Origin of the sequence: Lacrimispora amygdalina (genome assembly GCF_900205965.1) — a bacterium.
In the GTDB taxonomy this organism is placed as follows: Bacteria; Bacillota; Clostridia; order Lachnospirales; family Lachnospiraceae; genus Lacrimispora; species Lacrimispora amygdalina_A.
Genome location: NZ_OAOF01000057.1, coordinates 1 through 3,077 on the forward strand (window position 1 = coordinate 1; position 3,077 = coordinate 3,077).

General features: G+C 38.9%; 3 protein-coding genes. All 3 read right to left on the minus strand.

All coding sequences use genetic code 11. The features are described 5' to 3' along the window. Positions 1–906: 906 nt before the first annotated feature. Positions 907–1,218: a hypothetical protein gene (locus tag CRO04_RS25485; protein ID WP_097007032.1), complete on the minus strand. Its 312-nt coding sequence runs from the start codon at positions 1,216–1,218 to the stop codon at positions 907–909. Between the two features lie 8 nt (positions 1,219–1,226). Continuing rightward, positions 1,227–1,553 (minus strand): hypothetical protein, encoded by a 327-nt coding sequence (locus CRO04_RS25490; RefSeq protein WP_097007033.1) that lies wholly within the window; start codon positions 1,551–1,553, stop codon positions 1,227–1,229. 98 nt (positions 1,554–1,651) lie between these two features. Next, complete coding sequence (locus CRO04_RS25495; RefSeq protein WP_097007034.1) at positions 1,652–2,878, minus strand: IS110 family transposase; 1,227 nt, start codon at positions 2,876–2,878, stop codon at positions 1,652–1,654. Positions 2,879–3,077: the final 199 nt, after the last annotated feature.

Here is a 3,077-nt window from a genome sequence, read left to right on the forward strand (position 1 = left end):
AAGGGTTCGACAGCCTATCTACAACAAACCAATGGGTGAAAGGACAAGTTATTTCTTTTATTGGTTGTTGATGTTAACTCTGTATCGACTGGATTGCAAGTTATTTCTGGATTTATTTTGAGGAGAAAAAACGGCAGAAAAAAGAACAGAAAAGGGAGCTACAGAAATGGTATTTTTACCCCCTGTAACCCCCGGCAGACCCATTTTACCATAGAACCTTATTCCTGTAAATCCTATGGTTCACCATGAACCATGGGCGTAGGCAGTTATTTTTAAACCAATGAAAAGGCAGAATGGATGTCTCATTCCCTGCTAGCCCTGTATCGCAAAATATCTCCCCTGTATGACCTTTGAAACCGCTACTGGAGCATGTATGCCATTCAGACAATAAAAAGCCTTGTTGGGCAAATATGAAAAAGAAAGAATTTTTCCTTTTTCCTGATAAATGTTTGAATTGCTGTTGCCACCTGTTCTTCTTTCTGCTACTTTAAGAAAAAGTCGCATCTATGGGTGTTTTTTATATGGCTTCAAGTCGAATACTTGCTGCTATTTAAAAATCCGGTTGAGGAATATTTACGCTCATTTCCTGTACTAAAACAGGGGTGAACCATGGGGTCGAAAATGATGCTGGTTAAAGAGCCGGGGTCAAAAACTTCCCCGGTTCAACTTACATCAGCCCGCAATGCGGACTGAAAGGACTTTTTGAACGGGGTCGGATTATTGGCATTGGGGTCGTCACTGGGGTTGTACTTACAGGAAATGCCCCTTAGTGCGGAAAAGTTACGGGGTCATGAACGACTCCATTAAAATCCTAAGCAGTAAATCATATTCAGTAATAGAAAAAAGAGGTGCTGTACAACTATGTTCAGTAATAACAGCACCTCTTTAACTATTTCTTAGTTTAAATTATTTTATTAACCTTTCTACTAATTGAATAGCTTCTAACAAGGCATCACAAATTAATTTTGGGTTACAAACCACTACTTTTTTTAAAACTGGTTTTTCCCAATTATAATTATAGATTACATTTAAAACAAAATTTCCTTTAGAACTACATTCAGGATACCAACCTAGATCAATTAAATAATTATTTGGATATTCTACTTGCAATAGATCTTCTGTAAGAGAATCCTCTTGCTCATCTAATTTCTTATCAAAATCAATATGAAACTCATTATAAACAATACTTCCTACGCCAAAATCAATATTATTTAGCATAATTTCTCCTAATTTTTGTTCAATTTATTATATTCATTCTTACTTATAGGATGACCATGTATTGTATTGGCACTATTTTCTATTCTAATGTATGTGGTTTCCTTTCCTTCGCTAGCACCAATAACACTATCATACGCTTTCGTCTTCCAATTCTTTCCGTTTGTAGTTGGTGTTCCTGTTTTCCATGCATCCCTTTCAAAACTTTCAATATCTATAATATCTGGTGAATATTTTGCAGGTCCGCTTTTTGTTGATTTTACTATATCCTTCCAAGATTTGTTTTTTTCAGGAGTATGTTTATGACCGTGATTTGTCCATTGAACATTATCACCCAAACCCTCAGGTGGGGTACTGAGATATACAGAAAGGGGTGAAAATTCGTATTCGTTTTAAAAAAGTATAGCACATCTTCGTGCTATTTTTAAGAAAGAAATTACTGTTCTTCTTTTAGGATCGGTTCCCGGTATTTTGTCTTATTTTTCATCATCCCGTACACAATGTTCACCAATCGGCGCATGATGCAGACCAGTGCCTGAGACTTTGTCTTTCCTTCTCCGATTTTCCGCATGTAATAATCATAAAATACCGGATGATTGGGCATTCCATTCTTTGGTCTGGACACCATGGTTACTGCCAGGAAATAAAATAGTCCATGTAACTGACGGTTTCCCTGTCTAGAGCTTTGTTCCTTGCCTTTTCCGGCGGAACTGAATTTTACAGGAGCAACTCCTGCAAACCTTGCCAGCTTATCAGCATTGGAAAATCTTCGGATATCTCCGATTTCTGCAATTAACTTGCTTGCGATAGACGTTCCAATTCCGGGCATACTGGTCAGTTTATAATCAAAGCTAAGCAGGATTTTCTCGATTTCTTTATCAAGCCCTGCCAATTCTTCTTTTTGATGTTCCAAGTCACGAACCAGACTTGTTGTAATAAAATCTCTGGATTCCTGATATTCGCGTACAGTATTTCCATCATTCTGAACACATTCCAGAATCAACTCTGCTTTGTCTCTTCTCGCAATGCGTGATATTTCCTTAAATTCGATTGTTAGGTCTTCTGCCGTCTTTCCCTGCAAATGGACAGGGGACGGGTAGGTCTTCCAGAAATACATGGCACATTTCCCGTCTATCTCGCTGAAGAACTTACTGTAGCTGGGATACGCCATGGATATCTGCTCATGGAGTCCGTTCTTAAACCGGATACCATCTTTCACCAGTAAATCTCTCCGATTCACCAGCTGTGCCAACGTCCATTCATTATCTTTTGGTTTTGCATCTGGCAAGGTATGTAACTGGTTAATCAGAACCGTTGCCACACAATAGGCATCATGCTCGTCATTTTTTCGAAGCATGGGTGCGCTTTTTCTCTGGTCATAAGCCAGAGCAGGATTAATGTCTTTTACTATATAACCATTTTCAATCAGCCAGACAGCTAAACTTCTGCCGTAGCCGTATGCATTCTCCAAGCCGTAAATAGGCTCAAGACCAAGATGATTGGATTTTCTGTTTACCTTTTCCGCCAGCTTTTTAAATTCACTGGGCTTGTTTTCTATCACAACTACCTCTAGCTTTTCATTCCAACAGTTCACCATCACTGCGGTGTGAGTTTCCTTATGCAGGTCAATCCCCACATAAAGCAGTTTTTCTCTTCTCTGCAATTCTCTCCCTCCTGATCTTGTTTCCAACCAATTAGTTCCCGTACCGGCAACCTCAGATGACAGCGTTAACTCTTATTGAGTCCGCAAGGGTTCGACAGCCTATCTACAACAAACCAATGGGTGAAAGGACAAGTTATTTCTTTTATTGGTTGTTGATGTTAACTCTGTATCGACTGGATTGCAAGTTATTTCTGGATTT

Excerpts from the sequence above, each read along its gene's own strand:
- CRO04_RS25485 (WP_097007032.1), bottom strand. The coding sequence starts at position 1,218 with ATGCTAAATAATATTGATTTTGGCGTAGGAAGTATTGTTTATAATGAG.